This window comes from Acinetobacter sp. CIP 64.7 (assembly GCF_000369745.1).
GTDB lineage: Bacteria > Pseudomonadota > Gammaproteobacteria > Pseudomonadales > Moraxellaceae > Acinetobacter > Acinetobacter fasciculus.
This window is the reverse complement of record NZ_KB850179.1, coordinates 1,656,863-1,682,763: the sequence shown is the minus strand read 5'-3', so window position 1 is coordinate 1,682,763 and position 25,901 is coordinate 1,656,863. Positions and strand designations below refer to the sequence as shown.

Here is a 25,901-nt window from a genome sequence, read left to right as displayed (position 1 = left end):
GCGTTTTTTTATAATAGAAATTTCAAAGCTTAAACCCCTTAACAGGTTCGGCCTGTGGTGCGTACCGCGGTGGCAATATTATCTTTGAGTAAGAAGGTGATTTTACATTGCAATTTGACGTCATAGCCGCCGGCAGGGCTTACTGACACTGGAATCGGTACAGTGCCTGTCCCTGTGGCAGGAAACTGCGCTACAGGCAAAGGAATGGTAATGGGGCGTTGTACCACATAGCTTAATTGTTTTGCGCTGCGTTCAGGCTCACTGATCTGCTGGTAACCTAAACGTTTTAGATCCAGAGTTTGATCGATCAGTTGGCTGCTCTGCCCAATGAACTGTTGTAAATAGGCATCACGCTGCGCAGTTGTTGATGAGGTGGTGCTGCATGCATTAAGCAAACTGAATGCTGTACAGCATACTAAAATCAGTGTGAACTTCATGAGCTGTCCTCACACCAAATAAAATGAGTGTAAGCGCATTCCATGCAAAAATACTGTTGTGATTTGATACACGGTAGAAGTTTAGCGTGGTGAGGTTGATCCCTGATTTAATCCGATACAGGCTTTGAACTCGATGAGTACAGCTCAGCAAGCTCTACCGGTAAAGCGAATCGCCTGAACAATTTCATCTTTCAAGTCAAACCAGATTTGGCATTTCATCTCAATGTTATAACCACCATTTGAGGGCATCGGCATTGGTGCGCCGATCGGAATGCTCTGACTAATATTCGGCGTTCCCATTGGAATATTCATATCCCGAAAAATAGTGTAGCTGAGAAATTCTGTGGTTTGAATCGGTTGCTGGGAGGTCTTGAATCCAATGGCACGAAGATCAAGCTGGCTACGAACCTGTGCGGCAGTTTGACCTACATAAGGTTGTAGAGACTGATGCAGATGCTGATTGCCGCCGGTAGCGCATGCAACGAGAAACAAGCTGGAAAGTAGGGATAAGCATTTCATATTCATTGTTTTTATACATGTTATTTTTAATTCAATGAATAGTCGTGAATTTATAAGGCTGTGTCAAATTATTTTATTGATTGATAAATAATTCAAGTAATAAAAAAGCCACTAAAAGTGGCTTTTGCTTACGCTAAAACTTAGCGTGCACGATATGTGATACGACCTTTAGTCAAATCATAAGGTGTCATTTCAACCTTCACACTGTCGCCAGTTAAAATACGGATATAGTGTTTACGCATTTTACCAGAGATGTGGGCAATCACTTCGTGACCGTTCTCTAAACGTACACGGAACATAGTATTAGGAAGCGTCTCGGTGACAACGCCTTCGAACTCGATGAGTTCCTCTTTATTGGCCATAGCCTACCTGAATGAATAAATTGGAAAGGCGCAAATTATAGTCAATTTTTTTGCAAAATACAAGACGAAACGGGCGTTAGACTGATCATCTGCCAGTAAAATAGGCGAACTGTCACGATAATTTTTTTAACTAAAAAGACACCTGTTTCTGTTGTCAGTTTGGTCAATCACAGTTAATCTAAAATTAATCTTTTTAAGTATAAATGAAGTACATACAAGGAAGGCTTTTGAGTGAGTCAGCTAACGGATGCATCAGTCGTATTGCGTTTAGGCTATCAGGCGATTCGTCGTGCGGGGTTGCCGACAGAAGAACTTTTGACCAAAGCAGGAGTGGCTTTAAATCAGGTAGAGGCCAATGACCGTACGCCGCTGAGTGCCCAGTATGCCTTTTGGGTGGCGGCAGAGGAAGTCAGCAAGGATCCGGATATTGGATTGCATCTGGGTGAGCACCTGCCACTTTATCGTGGTCAGGTCATTGAACACCTGTTTGTTTCATCTGAAAATTTTGGTGAGGGACTGAAACGTGCTTTGGCTTATCAGCGACTGATCAGTGATGCCTTTGCTGCCAAATTAGTGATTGAAGATGATCGCTGCTATTTAACCAATGGTGAACAGCCTTTTACTGAGAGTCTGGTCAATCGTCATTTTACTGAATGTGCTATGTCAGGTGTACTGCGTTTCTTTAAATTTATTACCGAAGGGCATTTTGAGCCGATTTATATCGATTTTAATTTTTATAAAGGGGCACCTGATGATGAATACTTCCGGGTTTATGAGTGTCCGGTCAGTCTAGGTCAGAAAGAAACCCGTTTGTATTTCGATCCGACTATCCTGGAATATCCGCTGTGGCAGGCTGAACCTGAGCTGTTGCAGCTGCATGAGCAACTGGCGATTGAAAAGCTACAGGAACTGGCAAGATATGATCTGGTCGGTGAAGTACGTCGTGCAATCGGCTCTACTTTGGAGAGTGGCGAAACCACGCTAGAAACTGTGGCAGCCCAGCTGAACATCACGCCACGCCGTTTGAGAACACAACTGAGTGAGGCACATACCAGCTTTCAGCAGATTCTCTCGGATTATCGCTGTCGTCTGGCCAAGCGTTTGCTGGCGAGTACCAATGAGAGCGTCGAGCGGATTGTCTATCTGACCGGTTTTTCCGAGCCAAGTACCTTCTATCGTGCCTTTAAACGCTGGACCAATGAAACGCCAGTGGAATATCGGAAGCGGAAGCAGCGTTAAAAATCCCTCCTAACCTCTCTTTAAAAAAGGGAGGAATTCCCCCACTGCTGTCCCACAATTTTTACAAGAGGAAGCTCATTTAAGCTTCCTCTTGTTTGATGGGGACTTTATCGGGTGAAAATAACGCTTTTAAGGTTTTTATTTCAAATAAATTCACTTGAATTATTCTGAGTAAGCGCTGAACTGTCCAGCCTTTTTTCCCTAAATGTTGAGCGAAACTTACCAGTAAATAGGCGATCATCGCAATCCAGATTTGCGTCTGAATGGCGTTCTTGCTTCGGCCTAAAAAGGCTTTTAATTTCAGGTTCTGTTTAATCGCTTTAAAGAACAATTCAACTTTCCAGCGGTCTTTGTAAATCGCTGCAATGGTAGAGGCAGCTAGATGAAAGTTATTGCTGAGAAAGCTAAAGTGCTTGCCACTTTGCTGATCTCTATATTCAATTCTTCTTAATACGGGGGCTTTTCTTTTTAGGGCATGTGCGCTATTTAGCTGAATGGTTTCATCTTTTAGAATGCCTTTGGATTCAAGCACTGGATGTTGCTGGATCACCTGATACACCGATTTAGGTCTAAAACGTGTCACAAAGCTAACGTTTTGAGCGCTTAGATTCGCATACCATTGATAATCGACATAGCCTTTATCAAAGACCACAATGCTGCCAGCGGGAAACTGGAATTTTCGGCCTTGTAACATGTCATTTTCTTTACCATTTTCAACTGCAATAAACTCAGGAATATCATTGCTGTGATTCAATCCTATGCTGAGTTTCATGCTGGCTTTTGAGTCGTGAACTTTGGCCCATTCACATAAGGAAAGCGACAGGTCAATATGACTGGCATCCAGGGAATATAATGGATTCTTAAAGCGAAATTTATGGGCTACTTTTGAGTGTTCATAGTATTTAAGCAACTTGTAAAAGAGCTGTTGATACAAGGCAGCAGGCTGCTGCTCATTGATTCGTGCCAGTGTACTTCGGGGAATAGACTTTGCTCCGAAATGACTCAGTTTGTCCTGTTGGCACTCCAGATTGGATTGAATATCTCTCAGACTTTGCCTGCAGGAAAGTTGAGACATCAAGATGGCAATAAACTGATCCCATCTTGAAGCCGCTCTAAATTTCTGTCCAACATGGTGTACTTTAGCAAGTTGCTCAAAATCCTGTCGCACGACGGGTTTAATAAGCTGATGAAATACGGTATTCTGATGTGACAAAACCTGAATCCTGGTCGTTAAAGTGTTTGTTTGCACTCATATTTTAACGATTTGGACTCAGGTTTTTTATTTAAATCAAACTATGGAACAGCAGTGGGAATTCCCCTCCTTTTAGGCATAGGTATCTACACATCTATGAGATACCTAATGCCATTGTGGCTATCTCATTGAGTTCATCTATTGAATATTCCGAGAGCAGTTGAAGAGTGTTCAGTAAAATCGAAAGCCCTGCCAATAAGGCAGGTGCACTTTCCAACCTACCTCTTTTCTGCTGCCGACCTGAAAGACGGGTGAGAAATACACGAATTTTCTGATGGTGTTCATCTTCAGAACGCTGGATTCGCCAAGTTAAAACACAAGCCATACAGCTAATCAGTAACCGCCTTAAAATGGCTTCAGGTCTGGTCTGAAGCCATGCTTCAATATCATGACCTGCCTGCTTGAGCAGCTTGAAATAGCATTCAATTGTCCAGCGCCAGTAATACCAGGTCGTCATCTCTACCGTAGTAATCTCTGATGGAACATTGCTGATTAGTGACCATCTTGCGACGGTCTTATCCTGATCATCTTTCACTACGGCAACAATTAATCTGGCTTCAATCGCACTCCCTGGCTGGGGAGCAACCCGTTGGCCTGAATCGTCATTTCTCTTCGGTTTTGCTGCACGTGTTATCCGGATAGCAGTTTCTCCCACATGCAACATATGCCGGTTTCCTTTATAGGCAATCGGCTGGACCTGCTGCGTTTCTACTCGTTCTGCGGCTTCTGCAACTTTGCATGTTTTGCCCTGATGCTCAATTCGATGGCCTTCTTTCGCCCGAATCAGCCATTTAAAACCCTGGCTGCTCATTTCCCTTAGGTGGGCAATGGAGTCACCTTCACGATCAATGATATGAACACATGTTTTCTCAATGGGATATTGTTCAATCACTTTGATTTGTTCGGTAAGTGAATCTAGATGAGATTTGCGCCCAGCAGAGTGTTGACTGAATGTGGAATAGCAGCCTGAGGCATCTGATAGTGTCTGCGCCAGTGGCGCAATAGGTAGTCCCGAGGCTGCATCAACCAGCAGACTGCTTTGCAATTCATAGCCTGAATCATATTGATGGGTTCTTTGCAGGCGCTGAATTTTATGATGGTGTTTCACATACTGTAGCTGAGACCAGTCATGAACAATCAATGCATATTGATGCGGTGATGCCTTGATCTGTTCACATGCAAGATGTTCAATTGGCTGGTTTAACTGACTAAAAGAGATTTTGTCATTATTCAGGAATCGCCAGACCGCTTGTGTGGTTGCGAAACTCGACTTTTGGGCAGAAGCCAGGTCTTTGATTGCCGGAGCAAGTGAAGCAAGAGGGTTCATATTGAGCTTTACAAGGCTGTTATAGCGCTTGACAAGACGCTGATCCAGGCCAGAGATGTTAAATTGAAGAGCATGCTCTTCAATTTAACGCAAAGTTCAGGAATTGTGTAGATACCTATGCCTTATAGGAGGGGTTAGGGGAGGTAAATATTCTAAAAAATTTAAAAACTATTCCGGCATATTCAGCCAGTGCGGACCTAAGGGTAATTCAGGTAATTCAAACTGCGCCGGATAATCAGCATGAATAAAATACAAACCATCTGCTGGCGCAGTCACACCAGCAGCTTTACGGTCTTCTGCCGCGAAAATATTATCAATATGATCGGCAGCATACATGCCCTGACCAATTTCCAATAAACATCCCATGATATTGCGCACCATATGGTGCAGAAAGCCATCGGCCTGAATATCCAGTACCAGATACTGACCATGCTGAATCAAGCGGCAATGGCTGACATGACGAACGGGCTGATTGGACTGACAGGCTGCGGCGCGGAAGCTTTCAAAGTTATGCGTGCCTTCAAACTTTTTCGCGGCGTATATCATCTGTTCAACATCAAGCGGTGCATAGACATGGGTGACCTGTTTATGCAGCAATGCCGGGCGCACAGGGTGGTTATAGACCACATATCGGTAGCGGCGCGCCTGTGCCTTAAAACGGGCATGGAAGCTGTGATCCATTTCTTTGATCCACTGAATCGAGATGTCTTTAGGGAGTTGGCTATTGCAGCCCATTAGCCAGCCACGTTCAGAACGCACGGCATCCGTATCAAAATGCGCCACCATATTGGTCGCATGTACCCCGGCATCCGTGCGGCCGGCACCATGCAGGCTAATCGGTTGATCGGCAACTTTGCTCAGGACCTTTTCAATGGTTTCCTGTACGCTTGCAACTCCCGGCTGTTGAGTCTGCCATCCCCGATAATGCATCCCACAAAACTCAATTCCCACCGCAAAACGCTGCATAATGACCTCAAAACCTTATTGATCGTACCAATGACGATGCCATTGCTCTACAGTGTCGTATTGTAAATACATTTTCAGGGCTTTTGCATACAGATCCGCATGTCCATAACTTTCATTCAGCAAAATTTTGCAGTGATTCACCCATTCGGCAATGGCATAGCGCTGATCCGTCGCACCAAAAGGCACTTGGGTGGTTAAGACGCAAATACAGCCCTGCTCATAGAGTTGATCAATGAGCGCAATCATGGCGTCATTGACCGCCAGGTTGCCAGTGCCAAAACCTTGCAGAAATAAAAAATGCGGTGGTCGAGCCAAGAGGTTGTTCAGGTTATTCAGCTGCTGGGTCAGATCAACCGGCTGCATCATGATGCTCATACAGTTGAATTTAGCCGCTTTCACAATATCTTTAGCTTCGATCTGATAACACGCTTGACTGGTTTGGATTGCGATATTGGCTTCAAGACCTGCAAAGGCATTTAACTCGGTAGTATGCTGTTTCAGTGCAGTTTGCGCATGTAGCAGCTGATGATGGAATGCCAGATAGACTCCAGCGCTACATTCGCTGATGGAATCTAGTGCAAATTTCAGGTTATCCAGGGCATCACTAAATTCACGCTGTTCATTGCCTTGAGCATTCAGCAACGGATATTGGCTACCGGTCAGCACCACATGCGCCGAGTTTCCAATAAAATGTGCCAGTACTGCACTGGCATAACTCAGCGTATCTGTACCGTGAATAATCACAAAATGCTGGATTTGCCGCGATTGCAATTGCTGAATAAACTGTACCAGTTGCAACCAGTCGGTTGCTGTGCAGGCACTACTGTCCTTAATGGCGGGTGCATGGTGGCATTCTACAAAATACTGCTCTGCAAGTATCTGTTCGAGCTTTGGAATAAATAAATCAGCAGGCATCGGTGCGAGAGGATCCCCCACGCAGCCGAATGTGCCGCCCATATAAATTAATGCAATATTTTTTATCATAAAAAAAGCAGCCAATTATTGACTGCTTTAGTGTAAATCGAAATGCATCAAGATGCGATTTGATTCAGTAATTGCTCGGCGCGTTGTTGTTGCTCAGGAGTATATTCAGCTTCTCGCTCCGCAATGACTTCACGGGCAGCGGCATAGGCACCGAGTTGAATATATTGCTGCGCAAGATCCAGGTTGAGACCTGCTTCATTAACATCCAGTAATTCCGGGAAAGATTGCACCAGCGGATCATGCTGATCTATCGTTGCCTGAGCTGGTGTAGCAGGAAGATCGAAACTCATCGCTGTCGCAGCAGGCGCTTCTGGCGTGGTTTCTAAATGATCTAATTTGAAATCCATGCCTGATAGATTGGTTTGTGACGCTGGTTCTGCCACAGGTGCTGCAGCTGTCAAGCTAGACAGGTCAAACTCAGTCGCTGGCACTGCAGTTTTCTCAGCTGCTGGTACTGGCGTGTCAAGCGAGAAAGAAAAATCTAGAGGTTTGATTTCTTCAGTGGCAGCAGCTGTTTGTGGATGGTTACTTTCTAACTTGAGATCAAAGTCAGCAATTTCATTGCCGCTTATTTTCTTTTCAAAATTTGGCTCTAGAGTGTCACGAGCTGCAGAGGGTGAAACTTCAGTTGTAGTGGTCTCTACTTTAAAAGAATCGAAGTCAAATTGAATTTCATTACTGTTTTTAGCTGGTGTTTCAGTCGGTTCAGCCTGAGGAATACTAGGTGCGGTATTAAAATCTAAACTCTTATTCTCGACAGGCTCAGTCTTCGTTGTGACTGGTGCAGCAGGTGCAGAACTAGGCGTAAAGTTAAACTCAAGAGGTGATGGTTCTTCTTTCGCTGGAGCGATTTCCTGTTGTAATTGCTCGAATGCCAATTCCGTTTTAGTATCCGCAGGCAGCGTAGCTTGATTTAAGGCATCAAAGGCGGTGTTATTGGATACGGGCGTGGCAGGTGTAGCAGTCTGAGTCGATTCTGTAGCTTTTGTTTTTTCGTAAGCCGTTCTCTTTTCTTCAGCTGGGCTGAGTACATCGTCAATGTTGAGTGCACGAATATGATTAATGAGTTGCGTAATCGCAAAATCATCTTTCTGCAAGATATGAATATCTAACAGCAACAGATAAAGTTCGTGTTGGGAATTGTCACGATTCAGCGCCTGATTAATCTGCGCTTCGGCGGCAAAAAAATTACGTTCCTGAATTAGGCCTTCAATTTTCTTGCGTGTTTCTGCCGATAATGGTGTTGCTGATTTTTTTGTGACCCCGACTGGCTCCACTACTTTGGTTCTTTGTGGAGCAGCTTTTGAAGCAGAGCCAGGTTTTTTCGCTTTTACCGTTTTAGTTTTTGCTTTATCTGATTCTTGAGCATCTTGTCGTTTTTTAAAGACAATTAATACGATGATCAATATCACTAATGGAATCACATAAATCAGCATGTTTTACCCCTTGGGGATAGAGTAGTTTAAGTTCGCCTATCCCAATAAATCGTCATGTGTAACTTTTTAATTAATTGGCTTCTTATCTGCTTGTTGGGCTTTGAGCTGTTGTTGTAGCTGGGCCAGACGCGCATTTAATAACTGAATTCTGTGATCCTTCTGATTGAGTGCCAATTCTAATTCAGTTACGTTTCTCTGTAATTTAACGGTTTTTTCTCGGGCTGTCATAACTTTTAATGACAATTCCTTTGATGTTTGATTGCGTTCTGTGTTCTGGTTTGCAGAAACTTGCCCGGAATCGCGCTGGTTCTCAGCCACTAGGCTCATTTCTGCCTGATTCAGGCGGTATTTAGTCTTGCCAGTAGGCTTAGACGGTAGCTCGGTTTGCTTTGCCGCAGTGACTTTAATAGGCGCAGGTGTAGGATGAGTCGTATTTAAGTTCAATGCAGCACCTTTACGTAGACGATTGGCATTTCCTCCAATAAAAGCATGCTCATTGTCTTTTTTAATTTGTTGCATGACTTCATTGACCGGGCGCTGCTGCTGTTGAGCAATTCGTGAGGCAATTCCCCACAGTGACTCATTGGATTGAACTACATAAGTAGGTTGAGTCTGATTCGGAGTTGCTTTGACTGGTGAAGCTTTTGTAGTAACTGGAGCTGGAGTTTTCACCGGATTAGTTGATCCAGTTGATTTTCTGGCTTGTTCCTCAGCAAATTTTTTCACCAATGGATCACTGGAAGCAGTTTGATGATCAGAATGGGACTCTACAGCTTTCTGCATATTTGCTTTATTTGGTGCTGATGCACTTTGATTTGCTGGTATCGTACTGGTTGGTTTGTTTGTAGTCGAGGCTGCTGCAGGAGCCGGCGATGCAAGAGTTGCTTGTGAGGTCCTTACTGAATCTGAAAGCGCCGCTGCAGTTTTAACTGGGGCTTGAGTATCGGGTGGAGTTACAGCCTCGCTTTTCAATACAGGCGCAATCGCTTGAGCCTGAATCGCTGGACTTGATGTCATTCCAGCTGGCGCAAATGCGGTTTTAGGAATGGAGGTGTTCGATAATGCAGGTGGTGCTGTGCGTTGCAATGCCAACGGCTTTTCTAAAACCGGTGGCTTATTTAAGGCTGTGGAAGCTGCTGTACTGTAATGGCTACTTACGGGTAAGTTGAGTGCAATATCTTTTTCACTGACGACGACAACTGGTGCAAGCGGGCGTTCATTCTGTTTGAGACTGGCTTTTAATAAATCGGTTTTAGCTTGTAAGGGCGTACGAATATGTTGCAGCCGTGCGGCATTGCCTTCCTTGATTTTGACAATAATATTCAGCTCGCGCTCTGTCATTGGTCGAGAAGAAGTAATAGTAATGACCCCGGTGCCATTATTGCTACGCCGAGTAAAAAAGTTTAGATGACCAGGCGGCTGATGCGATGCACCAATTGACATTAAATCTTCAGGTGAAGCCAGACTGACTTCAATCGGCAAATTGATATTAGACTGCCGAAAAGTCATTTCTGCATAGAGTAATTCCCCAGGGGCAGACTGAATCTGAACCGGATCTACATTAATCGCATAAATGTTTTGTGAAGCGACAATGGCTAAAATGGCAAGCTTTAATTTGTTATATACAGTCATCTTAATCGTGAGCTCAGTCATTATCGCATAGCGAAAATTATAGATTAACGGGATGTTTGTTTTTTGTAAAATACTTACGCAATAGTTACATAAAAAAGCCGATCAATAAAGATCGGCTTTTGGCTTTATATCCAAAGGATATTAGGTATTTTTATAATCAATCAGAATACGCAGCATACGGCGTAACGGCTCGGCCGCACCCCAAAGCAACTGGTCACCTACAGTGAACGCACCCAGATATTCTTTACCCATATTCAGCTTGCGCAGACGGCCGACTGGAACGCTTAAAGTACCTGTTACAGCAACAGGCGTCAGATCAGTCATGGATGCTTCACGAGTATTTGGAACCACTTTAGACCAGTCATTGGCACGTGCAATGATGTCTTCGATTTCATCCAAAGGTACATCTTTTTTCAATTTCAGGGTTAATGCCTGAGAGTGACAACGCATGGCACCAATACGCACGCAGTGACCATCAATTGGCACGATCTGCTGGTTGCCCAGAATCTTGTTGGTTTCAACCTGACCTTTCCATTCTTCTTTCGACTGGCCGCTTTCCAGTTGCTTGTCGATATAAGGAATGAGTGAACCAGCCAAAGGAACGCCAAAGTTTGCAGACGGGAAGCCTTCACCACGTTGTAATTCAGCAATTCTAGAGTCGATATCCAGAATTGGAGAACGCGGATCATCTAGCAACTCTTTGGTATTGTTATATAAATAACCCATACCATTGATCAGTTCACGCATGTTTTGCGCGCCTGCACCTGAAGCGGCCTGATAGGTCATTGACGTTGCCCATTCCACCAGATTGTTCTGGAACAGACCGCCCAAGCCCATCAGCATCAAGGAAACTGTACAGTTACCACCGACAAAAGTCTTGGTGCCTTTAACCAAACCATCTTTGATCACATGCATGTTGACCGGATCAAGTACGATGATGGCTTCATCATCCATACGTAAGGTTGATGCTGCATCAATCCAGTAACCGTTCCAGCCTTCAGCTTTCAATTTCGGGAAAACTTCAGAGGTATAGTCGCCACCTTGACAGGTAATAATGACATCCATTTGCTTCAGACTGTTAATGTCTGATGCATCCATAAGTGCTGGGGCGGTCTTACCGCCAAATGCCGGCGCTTCACCGCCTGCATTACTGGTAGAGAAATAGAATGGCTCAAAATGAGCAAAATCATTCTCTTCAACCATACGTTGCATAAGGACGGAACCGACCATCCCGCGCCAACCGACCAGACCTACTTTCATGTCACTTTGCCTCGGTGCGTTAAAAAATCAAAAGGGATTCGAGTGTACCAAAAAGGGACCCAACTGCAAGAGCTACACAATCAAAACATCAATATTCTTGAGAGAAATATCTGCTTTATGATACATACAAAATTGATAACGTCATTTTTCTTTTAGAAAAAATAATAACTTAATTAAGAGCGCAGTTTATGATATGGGTTATCCAAATTCTGGCAATCATTGTCATTTGGTTAAGTTTCTGGTCACTGATACCACGCGATGAATGGTGGATTCGGGGTACGGATTTTCCACGATTACAAATTCTGGTATTGGGCTTTATCGCCTTTATTCTTTTTCTCCTGGTTGATCATCCCTGGAACTGGTTGAATCAGCTGCTTTTTATCGGTCTGATGGCAGCTTTGGCCTATCAGTTGAAAATGGTATTGCCCTATACCTTTATCTGGAAAAAACAGGTCAAGCAGGTCAAGCAGGATCAGCTGGATCCGCAACGTCAGATTTCCCTGGTCGTTTCCAATGTACTTACTACCAATACCAAATATCATTTACTGATCGAGCAGATCCAGATTCATCAGCCAGATCTGGTTTTGACTCTGGAAACCGATCAAAACTGGCAAAATGCACTCTCGGTGATTGAAGCTGATTATCCTTATCGCGTGCCTGTGCCTTTGGATAATCTGTATGGCATGCATCTATATAGCAAGCTCGAACTGAGTGAAACTGAGGTTAAATTTATTCTGAGTGATGAAATTCCCTCCATTCATACCACGGTGATTTTACGCTCAGGACAACCGGTACAGCTCTACTGTCTGCATCCCAAACCACCCAGTCCGACCGAGGCCAAGGATTCTACCTTGCGTGATGCTGAACTGCTGATTGTCGGTGATCAGATTAAAGATCTGGATGAAAGCTGTATCGTCATGGGCGATCTGAATGACGTGGCCTGGTCACGTACCACACGCCTGTTTCAACGCATTAGTGGGCTGCTGGATCCGCGGGTAGGACGTCATTATGTGAATACTTTTCACGCAGATTATCCTTTTTCCCGCTGGTCGCTGGATCACGTCTTTCATAGTACCGATTTTGCCTTGGTACACATGGAGCGTTTACCGCATGTAGGTTCTGACCATTTTCCGGTCTTTCTGGTTTTACAAACCGGTCGGGTATTCGAGCATATTCAGGAAGAATTAGAACAAACTGATAAAGATGAGCAGGAAGCACAAAAAGCCATTGAAGAGGGCATTCAGAAAGCAGAGAAAGAGGAAAAAATAGTCACTGATGAAGTTGCCCTGGCTTATAAAGAAGGGGGCAAAATCTCATAGGTTTTTAGAAGAAAAGTGTACGATATTGCTTACAACAGTTTACGCTTCTTGCGAATGGGCAGGGGTTGGGAATCTGGGTATTCTAGGTTTATCAGCACAGGGAGTCGAGAAAGGATATTCTCATAAGGAAGACGAAGCTGAATGAAAACATCATGGATATGATGCTGAAAGGGAAATCACAAAAAAGCAGAACGAATTATAATATGTGAAAGCACAACCTCATTAACCCGAGTTTTACAGGATGTAGAGCTCGGGTTAAATTATTTCAATTATTTAAACATGATTTTAAGCTATAGCCCTTCAAATTCCGTGATCAAATCGATTTAGTAAATTGATTTATAACCTTCAGGGCGAGTCTTAAAACGGCGGTGGAACCACATATATTGGGTCGGTGCGATGCGCAACTGCTGCTCAATCACCCGGTTCACGCGAGTGGCATCTTCAACTTCATTCTCACTAGGGAAGTTTTCCAGTGCCGGTTCAATGAGCACATGGTAGCGCGGATTGTTAATATCGCCATGACGGTAGAAATATAAAGGAATTGCAGCCGCTTTGGTCATTTTCAGTAAACGGCGATGTGCGGTTACAGTCGCCGCAGGCACGCCAAAAAAAGGTGCCATCACGCCTTGTTTTAAACCATAATCCTGATCCGGACTGTACCAGATCGCATGGCCATTTTTCAGGTTACGTACCAGACCGCGCATATCATCATGGTCAATCTGATTGGCATAAATTGTGGCGCGACAACGGTAAATCAGCATGTCCAAAAGTGGATTATTCTGCGGACGATAGACCACATCCGGTTCAAAATATTGTGCGCAAAGATAACCACCCGCATCGAGCAAAGTTGAATGCGTGCCTAATAACAGCATGCCTTGGCCTGCGGCTTGTGCCTTCTGAATATGTTCCAAGCCTTCAATACTGACGCGGCCCTGAAACCATTTCGGACTGTACCAGGCATTCAGCGTCTCAAACACCCCCAGCATTTGATCGATAAATACCTGACGGGCATTGTCCTGTACCTGCTTTTCAGACCATTCGGGAAAGCAGACTTCCAGATTACGCAGCGTGGTTTCACGGCGTGATTTCAAGTATTTAAAAGAAAGGTGGCCCAGCAGGGACGCCAGACGATGCTGAATGGCCCAAGGTAAGATCGCCAGAATCATCAGGAAAATAATGCCTAGCCATTTGCCCCAATATTGAGGTAACAGGAATGACCATTGAAATTCACCGGGTTGATATGCAGGCTGAGTACTCATAAAACAATTTAGGGCCAAAAGATTAAATGCAGTCTAACAGAGAAGATTATTGAAATAAAAAAGCATCTGTACGAATACAGATGCTTTAGTAAAAGCTCGGGGAATATTTAGCCGTTACTTAGGTTGTCCAGTTCTTCCCAACGCTCTAATTTTTCCAGTAACAGCTCATCAATTTCGGATAAGCGTTTAGACAGTTTCAGTGCTTTATCGGAATCAGTCACAAATAAAGAGCCATCAGCCAGTTGTGTATTGATCTCGGTCTGCTCTTTTTCCAGCGCTTCCATTTCAGCTGGAAGCTGTTCGAGTGCACGCTGGTCCTTGTAGCTAAGCTTAACTTTCTTGGCAGCGACCGGTGCCGCCTCAGCTTCTGCTTTGGCCATGGCTTTTTTCACGGCACTTTTTTGGTCAACCACGGTTTGATCCGGACGCTGTTCAAGATAATCCTGATAACCGCCGACATATTCGTCGATATTGCCTTTACCATCAAAGACCCAAGTGGATGTCACCACGTTGTCCATAAAGGCACGGTCATGCGAGATCAACAGTAGGGTGCCTTTGTAGCCACCGAGCATTTCTTCCAGTAACTCTAAGGTCACCATATCCAGATCGTTGGTTGGCTCATCCATCACAATCAGGTTCGATGGTTTCAGCAACAGTTTCGCCAATAAGATACGGTTGCGTTCACCACCAGACAACGCTTTGACTGGAGTACGTGCACGTTCTGGCGAGAACAGGAAGTCCTGTAAATAGCTATAGATATGACGACGGTTACCATTCACATCCACGTGGTCAGAACCTTCAGAAACATTATCTTTGACCGACTTTTCCAGATCCAGTGCATTACGCAGTTGGTCGAAATAGGCTACTTCCAGCTGTGTACCGGTTTTCACCGTGCCGCCATGCTCAAGCTCGCCCAGAATGGCTTTAATCAGTGTGGTTTTACCGACACCGTTATCACCGACCAGACCGATACGGTCACCGCGTAAAACCAGTGCCGAGAAGTTGTTAATGATCGGTGCATTGTCACCGAATTTCACACTCAGGTTCTCAATCTCAAAGACCAGTTTGCCGGAACGGTTGGCATCCTGAGTCGCCATCGCCACTTTACCTTGTTGCGAACGGCGCGCTTTGGATTCTTCACGCAGTGCTTTTAGGGCGCGAACACGACCTTCGTTACGGGTACGGCGTGCTTTGATGCCCTGACGGATCCAGACTTCTTCTTCAGCCAGCTTTTTATCAAACAGCGCATTCTGCTTTTCTTCAGCTTCCATTTGCATGGCTTTGAGTTCTAAGTAACGTGAATAGTTACCTTCATAACTGCGCAATTGACCACGATCCAGCTCGACAATACGGGTGGCAATGCTATCGACAAAGGCACGGTCATGCGAAATGAACAGTAGGGTCAAATTGTTTTGATCGAGCAGGAATTTTTCCAGCCATTCGATACTTTCAACGTCTAAATGGTTCGTCGGTTCATCGAGTAACAGCACATCGGGTTGGGTGAGCAGGGCACGTGCCAGCAAGACACGACGCTTACGACCACCCGACAAATCGGCAAGATCTGCATCTGGGTCCAGACCCATTTTGCTTAAAATCGAATTGACCTTGGTTTCCAGCGCCCAGCCATCGAGCTGGTCCATTTTGTGTTGCAGATTACCCATGCGGTCACAAGCGTCCATATCGCCCAGTACACAGGCTTCACTGGCTGCATGGTAGGCACGCAAAACTTCCGACGCTTCACCGGCACCGTCAGCCACGATATCCGCCACTCGGCCTGAGTCCATCGGTACATCTTGCGCCAGCATCGAAATCGTGATGCCATTTTGTAATGAAACTTCGCCGCTATCCGGCAGTAAACTTCCTTCAATCAGCTTAAGTAAGGTAGACTTACCCTCACCATTACGGCCAATCAAACACACTCGTTCGCCGCGCTCCAAGTTAAAATTCGCGCCGTTGAGCAGGGCGGGTCCACCAAACGCAAGTTGGACATCCCTAAGGGTAATATAGGCCATAATGTTTCCTGAAATCCCCAATGAGGACTTTAAATGACTAAACAACAAAATCTAAATGATCAGGCGTCATTTTCCGCACCCATTGAAGATTTGCAAGTGCGAATTGCATTTTTAGACGATTTAGTTGAACAGTTGAATGATCAGGTGGCCAAACAGACCCTGGAAATTGCTGATCTGAAAAAGCAAATGATGCTGTTATATCAACGTGTTGAGTCTTCAGATCTGTCTGAAGGCATTGCAGAATTTGATCCGGTTGCAGATCGCCCACCGCATTATTAATTTGCAACCAATGATTTAATCAACAACAACCCTTAGCTGATCTAAGGGTTTTTTATTGAAAAATAAAAATGAGCCAATCGATAAGATGTTAAAAAGAGAAATATTATTTTTTTGAATTGGCTTTTAAATTGCATTAAATCCGCATATAAAAGAAAAGTAATAAAGCGCAGCGCGATCATCAAGTTTAAAAGAGTTTTTCTGCTGAAAACAAACATTCGCGCTCGTAAACAGATTTCTTGCAGGCATTTCATAAAATGCAGTTTGGCCCTCTGCCGAAACAGGCCTGCACCCATTCAGTCGTAAAATTATTTGACCTTTCACTCACTTCCTACTCTAATACCGGCTCTCAGGTACATTCCGGAATTGCGTCCCATGCACCCAAAAGTTGTTCTACTCGACCTCGAAAATAATTTCCCCACAGCCAAGTTAATGCGTGAGATTGTGGCGCATTATTCGACTTTATATCTGTTTAGCTGTGCTGGAAAATTTGAATTCTCCTTAGAGGATTTAACCGAGCTTGCCGGCTGGGTTAGCAGTGGTCAGGTGGTGGTACTGGACACGCCTGAATCGCCACAAAAAGAATATGAATATGCGGTCATTGTCGGTCAGCTTATGGCGCTACTGGAGCCGGAAACCGAGGTTAAATTGATCTCGGCGATGGACAGTTGCGAAATGTTGCAACAGATGCTGCAAACTTCTGATATTACGTGTCACCTGATTCAGATTCAGCCTGATGAGACAAACATTCCAACCGATCAACCTAAAAATCATCTTCCGAGTCTGGATACCATCAAGAACAAACCTGCCTTGCAACTGGTGAAAAAATACTGTGATGCGTTAGGGAAAATGAGCGGCAAACCGAATACGGTGGAAACCCTAAAAAACTCAGTGGCGAATATTCTGCAAGTGATGCCGGTAAAAGCTCAGCATGTGGTCGGGATGCTGATTAACCTGAAAATCGTCAAACGCTATGATGAGCAGATCAGCTTCCGCAAAAAAGTTTTGAAACAATGGCTGCAACTCAATCTGGATGAACAAAGCCCGGTTGAAAATCCAAAACTGGATCAGGTCATTTCCCAACTGAAGGCAGAAGAAGCTCCAGTTGAATCTGAAATACTCAGGTCACCAATCCAGTCGGCACAGCAAGACCTGTTCAAGAACTTTGGCCGGATCGATCCGGTACAACTGGAAGTGGCACGTAAACTGCGTGAATTGCAGGGCAATAAACCCAAAGACATTTATGAGCTGCGTGATTTACTGGAACAGTTATTTCCGAAATCGGACATTCGCTTGCTGCTGAAAGAGCTGATCGAGAAAGGTTATATTTACTGGAATGGTCACGAAATTTTATATAGTCATGAAATGTTCCTGAATTAATTTTATCGTGCAAACTTGCGTTTTATATTGTGCTTATGCAACTCTAATAATAGAACATAAAGGTTGAACTATGGAAAACACTGGAATCTGGGTGACGGTGGTCATCATCATTTTCGTCATAGGGTCGATTTTCGGGTTACGTGTAAGTCCCCGAGAAAAAGCCTTGGGGCTGATGCGTGATAAAGCCCGTAAAATGGGTTTGCATCCACGTCTGGTGGTGGCACCGGACTGGACCAAAATTCCCAAGGCGACTGAAAGTCGTGCCAGTATGGTCGCATACTACAGTGTGCTGATGCCAGATGCGCGTTTACCCTTGATGCGCGCCCGTGTTGTCGATAATAAACTCGAAATCGTGCAGGGTGATGAGAAATTTAAAGATTTTCCCATTGCATTAAAAGGCATTTATGCTATTGATATGCAGGCCAACTGTGTCGGTATGTATTGGGATGAAGAAGCTGATTTAAGAGCGACCCAACTCGACGACATCAAAGCGCTGTTACACGCTTTGGCTGAACTTTAATTTAGAAATAAACAGGATTAACGGTTAATTATGGCGAACGCTCCTCGGTCCACATCAAAAAGCAGCACAGCGAAGTCTCCCGACGCTGGAAGCAAGCGTGCCCTAGTGATTGTGGAGTCGCCTGCAAAAGCGAAAACAATCAATAAGTACCTTGGTCCGAACTACATCGTAAAATCATCAGTGGGTCATGTGCGTGACTTGCCGACTGGCGGTTCTGCAAAATCGACAGAGAAAAAACCGGCGACACGTACCAAACTGACGGATGCAGAAAAAGCTGAAAAATCACAGAATGCGTTAATTAACCGCATGGGTGTCGATCCGGAACATGACTGGAAAGCCAAATACGAAGTCCTTCCTGGCAAAGAACATGTAGTTGCCGAACTGAAAAAACTGGCATCGCAAGTCGATGAAGTCTATCTGGCAACGGATATGGACAGGGAAGGGGAAGCGATTGCCTGGCATTTAAAAGAAGTCATCGGCGGTGATGATTCGCGTTATCAGCGTGTGGTCTTCAACGAAATTACCAAAAACGCGATTCAGGATGCCTTTAAGCATCCGTCACGTCTGGATACCAATAAAGTCAATGCGCAGCAGGCACGCCGTTTCCTGGATCGTGTCGTGGGTTTTATGATTTCGCCATTGCTTTGGGAAAAGATTGCCCGTGGCCTGTCAGCCGGTCGTGTACAGTCGGTTGCGGTGAAACTGGTGGTTGAACGCGAACGTGAAATTCGGGCCTTTATTCCTGAAGAATACTGGCAGGTGTTTGCCGATACCAAATCGAAAAAAGATGACATCCGTCTGGAAGCAGTCAAGCAAAATGGCAAGACTTTAAAGCTTCGTAATAAAGACGAAACGGATGCACTGTTAAACCTGATTAAAGATGCGGATTATACCGTTTCTGCCCGTGAAGATAAGCCAACCAAAGTCAATCCAAGCGCGCCCTATATCACGTCAACGTTGCAACAGGCGGCCAGTACCCGTCTCGGTTTTTCTGTGAAGAAAACCATGATGTTGGCGCAGCGCCTGTATGAAGCCGGTTTCATTACCTATATGCGTACCGACTCGACCTTCCTGAGTGATGATGCGGTAAGCATGGTCCGTGGCCATATCGAATCAGAATTTGGTGAGAAGTACCTGCCGGCCAAACCAAACCGCTATGGCAATAAAGCCGGTGCGCAAGAAGCGCATGAGGCGATTCGTCCATCTATGGTTGGCTTAAAAGGCGACAGTCTGGTGGGTGTTGAGCGTGATGCACAGCGCCTCTATGACTTGATCTGGCGCCAGTTTGTTGCTTGTCAGATGACTCCGGCAGAATATCTGTCTTCTACCATTTTGGTGGATGCCAATGGCGTAGAACTGAAAGCCAAAGGCCGTACCTTGGTCTTTGATGGCTTTACCCGCGTGCGTGGTGCCAATAAAGCCGATGACGATATTTTATTGCCTGCGGTCAAAGTCGGTGAAGTGCTTAAACTTGAGAAACTTGATCCATCTCAACATTTCACCAAGCCACCAGCTCGTTTTACTGAAGCCTCACTGGTCAAAGAACTCGAGAAAAAAGGCATTGGCCGTCCATCGACCTATGCTGCGATTATCTCGACCATTCAGGATCGTGGTTATGTGAAACTGGATAACCGTCGTCTCTATGCCGAGAAGATGGGTGAGATCGTTACCGATCGTCTGGATGAAAATTTTAGTAATCTGATGAACTATGCCTTTACCGCAGATCTTGAAGGTCAGCTGGATAAAGTAGCAGATGGTGAGCGTAACTGGAAAGAGTTATTAGACAGCTTCTATGGCGATTTTAAGCAACGTTTGACTACGGCGCAAGGCGAGAACGGTATGCGCCGTAATCAGCCTGTAGAAGTGGATGCAGTACACTGTAAAGAATGTGACCGTCCAATGCAGATTCGTACCGGAACCACAGGCGTATTCTTGGGTTGTTCAGGCTATAACCTACCGCCGAAAGAGCGTTGTAAAGGAACCTTGAACCTGACACCAGTTGAGTCTCTGGCTGCATTATCTGATGATGAGGCTGCGGAAACTGCTGACCTGATGTCGAAGAAGCGTTGTCCGATCTGTGAAACTGCCATGGACAGCTATGTGATTGATGGCGGCCGTAAACTGCATATCTGTGGGAATAACCCGGACTGTAGTGGTTTTGAACTTGAAGAAGGTGAGTTCAAAATTAAAGGCTATGATGGCCCGAGTATCCCATGCGACAAGTGTGATGGTGAAATGCAGCTGAAGACGGGTCGTTTTGGTCCGTATTTTGCCTGTACCAGCTGTGACAATACCCGTAAAGTCTTAAAGAGCGGTCAGCCTGCGCCTCCACGTGTGGATCCGATCAAGATGGAGCATTTACGTTCTGCCAAGCATGACGATTTCTTTGTACTGCGTGACGGTGCAGCCGGTTTATTCCTGGCGGCAAGCAAGTTCCCGAAAGTGCGTGAAACCCGTGCACCGAAAGTGGCCGAGATTCGTTCTGTTGCCGACCAGCTTGATCCAAAGTATCAGTTTATCTTGCAGGCACCTGATGTGGACCCGGAAGGGAATCCAACTCTGGTAAAATTTAGCCGTAAGAACCAGTCACAATATATTGGTTCGGAAACTGCAGAAGGTAAGCAAACCAAATGGTCTCTGGTTTATCAGGACGGGAAATGGGTTGAAGCCTAAACTCTAAGATTCAAAAAAATGCTGACGAAAGTCGGCATTTTTTATGTCAGAATCATGTATATAAAAAATTAAAAATAATATTTTGGGGTGGATGTGGATATTCAGACAAAAAAATTCGCTGTATTAATCGATGCGGATAATTCTTCTATCAACGCGATTTCATTAGTGTTGGAAGAAGTTGCGAAATATGGAATTGCCAGTGTCAAACGTGTGTATGGGGACTGGAGCAGCGAAACGTTAAAGAAATGGCGAGATGTACTCCTTCCTCATGCCATCACTCCGGTACAACAATTCGCTTATACCAAGGGTAAAGATGCGACGGATATGATCCTGATCATTGATGCTATGGATTTACTTTATGCAGGTGCATTAGATGGATTTTGTATTGTATCCAGTGATAGTGATTTCACGCCCTTAGCTTCACGTATTCGTGAAAATGGTCTAACTGTGTATGGCTTTGGCAAAAAAGCTACACCTGAAGCATTTAAGAAAGCCTGTGACAAGTTCATTTATATCGAAAATTTACTTGTAGATAGTGAAATCAAGCAACAGGAAGATGATGAACTTTCTAATGTTTCCCAAAAGAAAGTATTAAGCTCTGACAAATCTCTTGATCATAAAATTTTGCCTCAGCCTAAGGAAAATTCGAATCTTCCTGAAACGATGGATCGAGCTACGCTGAATCTGATTTATAAAGCTGTAAAAGATAATGCCGATGATAATGGATGGGCGAATTTAGGGATGGTCGGGCAGTATATCAGTGCAGTAAAGCCTGATTTTGACTCTCGTAACTATGGTAGAGCCAAATTGTCAGGATTAATAAAAACTTTAAATTTATTTGAAACAAAAATAGAAATGAGTCAGATGTATTTAAGAAAAATGAAAAAGCAGAGTGTGTAATCGATATGTGGAAAAAGATTCGGATTCTGATTTTATTAATCATCTTATTGATTGTCGCGGTCAATGCCTATCGTGATCAAAACCAGAACTGGTCAAAGCCGATTATTGTGTTGCTGCATCCGATTAATGCCGATGGATTACCGACCACACAGCAATATATCCAGCAACTGTCAGCTCAGGACCTGAATGGAGCGCGGGAATATCTGGAAAAAGCAGCTCAGCAGTATCGTGGACAGCCGACTTATTTTTATTTTAATTTAGGCCGTGAGCTTCAAGTTCTACCACCCAAAGTCCCTGAGCAAGACTCGCTCATCGATACAGTTTTATGGAGTTTAAAATTCCGGTTCTATGCTTGGAAACAGCGACAGAGTTCAGACCCTTCAGCTAATGTGACTTTATTTTTAAATTACTATGATCCTGTGCAGACCAAGCAATTGAAACATTCCACTGCCTTGCAAAAAGGCCGGATTGGTTCGATAAATCTATTTGCATCCAAGCAACAGACTAAACAGAATAAAATTGTATTGGTGCATGAATTGCTGCATGCCTTTGGCGCTTCGGATAAATATGATTTAGCGACAGGTCAACCGATTTATCCGCTGGGTTATGCATTTCCAGATCAGCAACCCTTATTTCCGCAAACCAAGGCGGAGCTGATGGCAGGACATATTCCACTGTCTCAAACCACCAGTAAAATGCCAGAATCTTTAAATCAAACCTTGATTAATGAGATAACTGCAATTGAACTGGGCTGGAAATAAAGACTTGTGGATAGTGCTGGATTTATCCACAATTTAGACTTCATTTGTGGATAAAAGATCACACCATGCCGCTCACCTTTGTGCTTGCTCCTGACTCGTTTAAAGAAAGCATGTCTGCTGCGCAGGCTTGTCAGGCCATGCAACGCGGTATTCAGAACGTCATTCCGGATGCCCACATTATTCATGTGCCAATGGCTGATGGCGGTGAAGGCACGGTCGATGCACTGATTTCAAGCTTGAAGGGGGAAAGTATTGCATGTGAAGTGACCGGGCCATTATCTGAGCAACGTATCCAGACCTATTGGGGGATGGTTGATGCAGGCCAGACTGCCGTGATTGAAATGGCCAAAGCCAATGGCATACATTTGCTTGCAGCAGAAAAGCGTAACCCGATGCTGACTACAACCTATGGCACAGGAGAAATGATCAAACGGGCGCTGGACTTGGGAGTGAAAAAAATCATTGTCGGTTTAGGTGGCAGTGTCACCAATGATGCGGGTGCGGGCATGGCGCAAGCATTGGGTGTGCGGTTTTTAAATCATGCGGGAGAGTCAATTCAGGTCTGTGGTGGAAACTTAGAACTGGTCAAATCAATGGATCTATCCGAACTGGATCCACGTTTAGCAGATACTGAAATACTCATTGCATCGGATGTCAATAATCCGTTGTGTGGGCCAAGTGGTGCCTCTTATATCTTTGGCCCACAGAAAGGGGCAATGCCTGAAATGGTCAAGCAACTGGATCAAAACTTTGGGTATTTTGCCGATGTAGTCGCTGGGCAGTTTGGCCGTGATTATCGTCATGTTGCAGGGGCTGGTGCTGCCGGTGGACTGGGTTTTGGTTTAATAGCATTCACTGCTGCTTCTATTCGATCAGGTGTAGAGCTGATGATTGAACAGGTTCAACTCAGCGAGAAAATAGCGCAAGCAGATTATGTATTTACCGGTGAAGGTAAAATTGATTTTCAAACCAAATTTGGCAAAACGCCGTTTGGTGTAGCGCAGGTTGCAAAACACTTCAATAAACCGGTAATTGCTTTTGCGGGTTTAGCCGGTGAAGGAATTGAGGATCTGTTTGAGTCAGGATTTAGCCAGATTATTGGTATTAATCCACCAGATTGTCCTTTAGAAGAAGCCTTAAAAAATGCAGAAATGAACTTGGAGAAAGCTGTCACTGAGATAGTCAAAAATCTTTTGACACAGTGAAAGTATTTCTCTCTCCTGCAATCCAGCACGCCCTGTCGTTAGCTAATATCAAATCAGGAAATAAAATTGGAGACAGTTTCAGGACAACTGAAAAGCCATAATTCTGGAAGCGATCTGTTAAACTACATACATCCACAAAATGATGAGTGAAAATGAGTTTAGCCACCCTGATTGATGAATTAAATCCCCAACAAAAGCAAGCAGCGACCACAGAAGCAAAACACAGTTTGGTGCTGGCCGGGGCAGGTTGTGGCAAAACCAAAACCATCGTGGCACGCGCAGCTTACTTGATTGAGCAGGGTGTGCCTGCCAACCAGATTCAGATTCTGACCTTTACCCGCCGGGCTGCCAGTGAAATTGTGGCGCGTGTCGAACTGGCACTTGGTGAAGAAGCCAAGGGACTGCGGGCCTCGACCTTTCATACCTTCTGTATGTATCTGCTGCGCCGTATTCCGAAAGCTTTTGGTCTGGAACAGTTTTCGATTATTGATCGTGATGATCAGCTGATGATGTTCCGCCTGATTCGCGGTCGTGATGACAAGAAAAATCCCAATCATCTGCCTAAGCCTCAGGAATTATGTGATTTGTATTCTTTTGCAAGGAATACCCGGCAAAAGCTTAGTCTGGCGCTGGAAAAACAGATGCCTGAATATCTGGCTCTCAAAGACCAGATTGCCGAAATCATGAAAGAATATGAAGCACGTAAGCAGGCACGCAGCTTTCTGGACTATGACGATATTCTGGCGGTAGTGGCTACGGCGCTGGCACAGTCCGAAGGTCTGGTCGACTATGTCGCTTCGATCTGTCGGCATATGCTGGTCGATGAAATGCAGGATACTAATCCATTGCAATGGGCTTTGCTGGAGCCACTTAAAGACCGGATCAGCCTGTTCTGTGTCGGTGATGATGCGCAGTCGATTTATGGCTTTCGTGGTGCAGACTTTGAAAATATTCACCATTTCAAAGAACGTGTGCCAGATGCGCAGATTTTCAAATTAGAAAAAAACTACCGCTCGACCCAGGAAATTCTGGATCTGTCCAACTGGCTGCTCGATCAGTCTGAAATCAAATATGACAAACGTCTGGAAGCGTATCGCGGAGAAGGCATTAAGCCGCGTATGCATATCTTCCCGAATGAATTTGATGAAGCTAAATGGATCGCGATTGATATTAAAGAGCGTCATTATCTGCAAGGCAGCAAATGGGGCGAGCATATGGTCTTGGTACGCTCCAGCTTTGCCGCACGGCATATTGAAGCAGCTTGTATCGCGGCTAATGTGCCATATCGCTTTATTGGTGGCATGAAGCTGCTGGAAACGGCGCATGTCAAAGATTTGCTCAGCATGCTGCGCGTAGTCGCCAATCCGCTGGATGATATCGCCTGGATGCGTTTCTTGACCCTGTGGAATGGTGTTGGTGATGTGGGTGCCAGTAAGCTATCGCAGCAGTTATTGGCTGAACCGGAAATGGAAGCTATTGCAGATAATTTGGAAAAATTTGGCAAGATACCATTAGAAACCATTCTGATCATGCAGCAGATGAGTGTGCTCAAAGGCGAAGTGCAAGCCTGTGTCGGTCTTGCGATTCAGGCGATTGAATCGCAGTTGGCGGAAAACTATAAAAAGGATTGGCCACGTCGCCAGAGTGATTTTGAACTGGTCAAACAGCTGGCGTCCAAGCATTCACAGCTGAGTGAATTTTTAGAGGAATATGTACTGGATCCGGTGTCAATCTCGGAAATCGAGCGCCAGTCGGATCATGATGTGGTGACCTTAATCACCATTCACTCGGCCAAAGGCACCGAGCAAAATGTCTGTTATGTAGCCAATGTGACGCCGGGGAATTATCCGCATGCGCGTGCTCAAGGTGATTTTGATGATGTCGAAGAAGAACGTCGTGTGCTGTATGTGGCGTTGACCCGGGCAAAAAATGAATTAATTCTGACCAAACAGAACCTGAATCATTGGGCGCGGGAAACGGTCGATGAGCAGGGGCGTAAAGTCGAAAGCTATTTCCTGAATGATCTCACCCGGCATTTATGCACCACGGAAACCCATTACAAAACCCGGCAGCAAACTGTAAAAAGTGCCTTGATTGAACGCAAGTCGATTAATTTAGATTTTGGGATTGATCTCGATTAAACTATGGCAAAGTTGTTTCATGCAAAAAGTAGAGTAGGCGC

Annotated in this window: 22 protein-coding genes; 10 read left to right on the top strand and 12 right to left on the bottom strand. The window is 44.8% G+C overall.

Annotation, left to right across the window (positions count from 1 at the left end):
- Window positions 1-38: 38 nt before the first annotated feature.
- The 3 genes from F890_RS14595 to infA form a co-directional block, all read right to left on the bottom strand.
- The gene (locus tag F890_RS14595) at window positions 39-437 is read right to left on the bottom strand and encodes a hypothetical protein (protein ID WP_004278492.1); all 399 of its coding nucleotides are present in this window, start codon (window positions 435-437) and stop codon (window positions 39-41) included.
- Window positions 438-581: 144 nt separating this feature from the next.
- Window positions 582-962: a hypothetical protein gene (locus F890_RS14590; protein ID WP_004278491.1), complete on the bottom strand. Its 381-nt coding sequence runs from the start codon at window positions 960-962 to the stop codon at window positions 582-584.
- A 134-nt stretch (window positions 963-1,096) separates the two neighbouring features.
- Window positions 1,097-1,318, bottom strand: a complete 222-nt coding sequence (gene infA, locus F890_RS14585) for a translation initiation factor IF-1 (RefSeq protein ID WP_001284370.1) — start codon at window positions 1,316-1,318, stop codon at window positions 1,097-1,099.
- Between the two features lie 231 nt (window positions 1,319-1,549).
- On the opposite strand from infA, the gene F890_RS14580 reads away from it, so the two are divergent.
- Complete coding sequence (locus F890_RS14580; protein ID WP_005267511.1) at window positions 1,550-2,557, top strand: AraC family transcriptional regulator; 1,008 nt, start codon at window positions 1,550-1,552, stop codon at window positions 2,555-2,557.
- 79 nt (window positions 2,558-2,636) lie between these two features.
- Here F890_RS14580 and F890_RS14575 read toward each other — a convergent pair whose 3' ends face one another.
- The 7 genes from F890_RS14575 to asd form a co-directional block, all read right to left on the bottom strand.
- The gene (locus tag F890_RS14575; RefSeq protein ID WP_004647387.1) at window positions 2,637-3,770 is read right to left on the bottom strand and encodes an IS4 family transposase; all 1,134 of its coding nucleotides are present in this window, start codon (window positions 3,768-3,770) and stop codon (window positions 2,637-2,639) included.
- A gap of 133 nt (window positions 3,771-3,903) precedes the next feature.
- Window positions 3,904-5,136: a transposase gene (locus F890_RS14570; RefSeq protein ID WP_004730312.1), complete on the bottom strand. Its 1,233-nt coding sequence runs from the start codon at window positions 5,134-5,136 to the stop codon at window positions 3,904-3,906.
- 168 nt (window positions 5,137-5,304) lie between these two features.
- On the bottom strand, window positions 5,305-6,102 hold the full coding sequence (gene truA / locus F890_RS14565) for a tRNA pseudouridine(38-40) synthase TruA (protein ID WP_004278489.1): 798 nt from the start codon (window positions 6,100-6,102) through the stop codon (window positions 5,305-5,307).
- Window positions 6,103-6,117: 15 nt separating this feature from the next.
- Entirely contained in the window at window positions 6,118-7,086 is a 969-nt protein-coding gene (locus tag F890_RS14560) for an asparaginase domain-containing protein (RefSeq protein WP_004647388.1), read from the bottom strand.
- Between the two features lie 47 nt (window positions 7,087-7,133).
- Window positions 7,134-8,522 carry a hypothetical protein gene (locus F890_RS14555; RefSeq protein WP_004647389.1) on the bottom strand — a complete coding sequence of 463 codons (1,389 nt, stop codon included), beginning with the start codon at window positions 8,520-8,522 and terminating at the stop codon, window positions 7,134-7,136.
- Window positions 8,523-8,588: 66 nt separating this feature from the next.
- Complete coding sequence (locus tag F890_RS14550; protein WP_004647390.1) at window positions 8,589-10,175, bottom strand: FimV/HubP-related protein; 1,587 nt, start codon at window positions 10,173-10,175, stop codon at window positions 8,589-8,591.
- Window positions 10,176-10,295: 120 nt separating this feature from the next.
- Entirely contained in the window at window positions 10,296-11,414 is a 1,119-nt protein-coding gene (gene asd, locus F890_RS14545) for an aspartate-semialdehyde dehydrogenase (RefSeq protein WP_005103005.1), read from the bottom strand.
- A 188-nt stretch (window positions 11,415-11,602) separates the two neighbouring features.
- On the opposite strand from asd, the gene F890_RS14540 reads away from it, so the two are divergent.
- Window positions 11,603-12,733: an endonuclease/exonuclease/phosphatase family protein gene (locus tag F890_RS14540; protein WP_005267508.1), complete on the top strand. Its 1,131-nt coding sequence runs from the start codon at window positions 11,603-11,605 to the stop codon at window positions 12,731-12,733.
- 323 nt (window positions 12,734-13,056) lie between these two features.
- On the opposite strand, the gene F890_RS14535 is transcribed toward F890_RS14540, so the two are convergent.
- Both F890_RS14535 and F890_RS14530 read right to left on the bottom strand, forming a co-directional pair.
- Entirely contained in the window at window positions 13,057-13,992 is a 936-nt protein-coding gene (locus F890_RS14535) for an LpxL/LpxP family acyltransferase (RefSeq protein ID WP_005261737.1), read from the bottom strand.
- Between the two features lie 107 nt (window positions 13,993-14,099).
- Window positions 14,100-16,004, bottom strand: coding sequence for an ATP-binding cassette domain-containing protein (locus tag F890_RS14530; protein ID WP_005267505.1), 1,905 nt, complete (start codon window positions 16,002-16,004; stop codon window positions 14,100-14,102).
- A gap of 33 nt (window positions 16,005-16,037) precedes the next feature.
- On the opposite strand from F890_RS14530, the gene F890_RS14525 reads away from it, so the two are divergent.
- From F890_RS14525 to F890_RS14485, 8 genes are all read left to right on the top strand, one after another.
- Window positions 16,038-16,283, top strand: a complete 246-nt coding sequence (locus tag F890_RS14525) for a SlyX family protein (protein WP_005103014.1) — start codon at window positions 16,038-16,040, stop codon at window positions 16,281-16,283.
- A gap of 372 nt (window positions 16,284-16,655) precedes the next feature.
- Complete coding sequence (locus F890_RS14515) at window positions 16,656-17,660, top strand: hypothetical protein (RefSeq protein ID WP_004647397.1); 1,005 nt, start codon at window positions 16,656-16,658, stop codon at window positions 17,658-17,660.
- 70 nt (window positions 17,661-17,730) lie between these two features.
- A complete protein-coding gene (locus F890_RS14510; protein ID WP_004647398.1) occupies window positions 17,731-18,180 on the top strand; it encodes a hypothetical protein in 450 nt (149 codons plus the stop codon).
- A gap of 30 nt (window positions 18,181-18,210) precedes the next feature.
- Window positions 18,211-20,853, top strand: coding sequence for a type I DNA topoisomerase (gene topA / locus F890_RS14505; RefSeq protein WP_004647399.1), 2,643 nt, complete (start codon window positions 18,211-18,213; stop codon window positions 20,851-20,853).
- A 93-nt stretch (window positions 20,854-20,946) separates the two neighbouring features.
- Window positions 20,947-21,753, top strand: a complete 807-nt coding sequence (locus tag F890_RS14500) for an NYN domain-containing protein (RefSeq protein WP_016806872.1) — start codon at window positions 20,947-20,949, stop codon at window positions 21,751-21,753.
- Window positions 21,754-21,758: 5 nt separating this feature from the next.
- Window positions 21,759-22,514, top strand: a complete 756-nt coding sequence (locus F890_RS14495) for a hypothetical protein (RefSeq protein ID WP_005267503.1) — start codon at window positions 21,759-21,761, stop codon at window positions 22,512-22,514.
- A 65-nt stretch (window positions 22,515-22,579) separates the two neighbouring features.
- Entirely contained in the window at window positions 22,580-23,719 is a 1,140-nt protein-coding gene (locus F890_RS14490; RefSeq protein WP_005267502.1) for a glycerate kinase, read from the top strand.
- Between the two features lie 152 nt (window positions 23,720-23,871).
- A complete protein-coding gene (locus tag F890_RS14485) occupies window positions 23,872-25,860 on the top strand; it encodes an ATP-dependent helicase (RefSeq protein WP_005267500.1) in 1,989 nt (662 codons plus the stop codon).
- Window positions 25,861-25,901: the final 41 nt, after the last annotated feature.